The organism is Methylobacterium brachythecii (assembly GCF_014196345.1).
In the GTDB taxonomy this organism is placed as follows: Bacteria; Pseudomonadota; Alphaproteobacteria; order Rhizobiales; family Beijerinckiaceae; genus Methylobacterium; species Methylobacterium brachythecii.
Genome location: NZ_JACIDN010000028.1, coordinates 1 through 1,237, shown reverse-complemented (window position 1 = coordinate 1,237; position 1,237 = coordinate 1). Strand labels below are relative to the sequence as shown.

Sequence of the window (1,237 nt, the reverse complement as noted above, 5' to 3'; positions counted from 1 at the left end):
GGCCTTTGCTCCACGGGTAGCTTGGTCGGCGGAGCTTGTCGGGTGAGCGCAGCCGGCCAAGCGGATGAGGCTGGCACGAAAACTTCCGGTGCCGGCGGCCGATAGCCGAGAGAAGCGTGCGGGCGCACGCGATTGTAGTGTCGTCGCCAACTCTCGATCACGATTTGCGCCTCCTTGAGCGTGTAGAAGATCTCGCCGTTCAAGAGTTCGTCGCGCAGCCTCGCATTGAAGCTCTCGACGTAGCCGTTCTCCCATGGGGAGCCGGGCGCGATGTAGGCGGTCTTCGCGCCAACGCCGGCGATCCAGGCCTGCACCGACTTGGCGATGAACTCCGGTCCGTTGTCCGAGCGGATGTGGCTGGGCACGCCACGCAGGAGGAACAGGTCGGAGAGCCCGTCGATCACGTCTGCCGACTTGAGCTTGCGGGCGATGCGGATCGCCAGGCACTCGCGGGTGAACTCGTCGACGATGTTGAGCATCCGGAACTTGCGTCCGTCGTGGGTGCGCGCCTCGACAAAATCGTAGGACCAGACGTGGTTGCGGTGCTCCGCCCGCAGCCGCAGGCAGGAGCCATCCCCGTCCCAGATGCGACTGCGCTTGGGTTGCTTGGCAGGCACCTTCAGACCCTCGCGTCGCCAGATCCGTTCGACCCGCTTGTCGTTGACCAGCCAGCCCGCCGCCTTCAGCAAGGCGCTGATCTTTCGGTAGCCGTAGCGGCCGTACTGCTCCGCCAACGCCACGAGATCCGCGGTCAGCGCGGCCTCGTCGTCTCTACCCCGCGGTATCTTGCGCTGTGTCGAGCGATGTTGACCGAGCGCCCGGCAAGCGCGACGCTCGGAGACGTGTAGGACGTCCATCACATGCTCGATGCAGGCGCGTCGACGCGCGGGGCTGGTCAGTTTCCCCGGGCGGCCTCCTGTAGGATCAGCTTGTCCAGCGTCAGGTCGGCGATCGCCTTGCGCAGACGCTGGTTCTCGACTTCCATCTCCTTCATCCGCCGGACCTGATCCGACTTCAGACCGCCGTACTCCTGCCGCCAGCGGTAGTAGGTCACCTCTGTCACGCCGATCGCCCGGATCGCCTCGGCCGCGCTCTGACCCTGCGAGATCAGCACGTCCACCTGCCGTAGCTTGGCGACAATCTCCTCAGGCTTGTGCCGCTTCGTTCCCATATGTCCGTCCTCGTCCTGGCTCGAAAGCCATACCTCAAGGCGGACCACTCCTGTGGGGGACGATCA

Annotated in this window: 1 protein-coding gene; it reads right to left on the bottom strand. The window is 65.1% G+C overall.

All coding sequences use genetic code 11. The features are described from left to right. Nucleotides 1-1,171, bottom strand: a protein-coding gene (locus GGR33_RS25695; protein WP_246413473.1) for an IS3 family transposase whose coding sequence is annotated in 2 segments (ribosomal slippage) — nt 1-907 and nt 907-1,171 — 1,172 coding nt annotated over the 2 segments. Because the reading frame shifts where the segments join, the coding sequence is not laid out codon by codon here. This gene is flagged as partial in the annotation. Between the last annotated feature and the right edge of the window lie 66 nt (nt 1,172-1,237).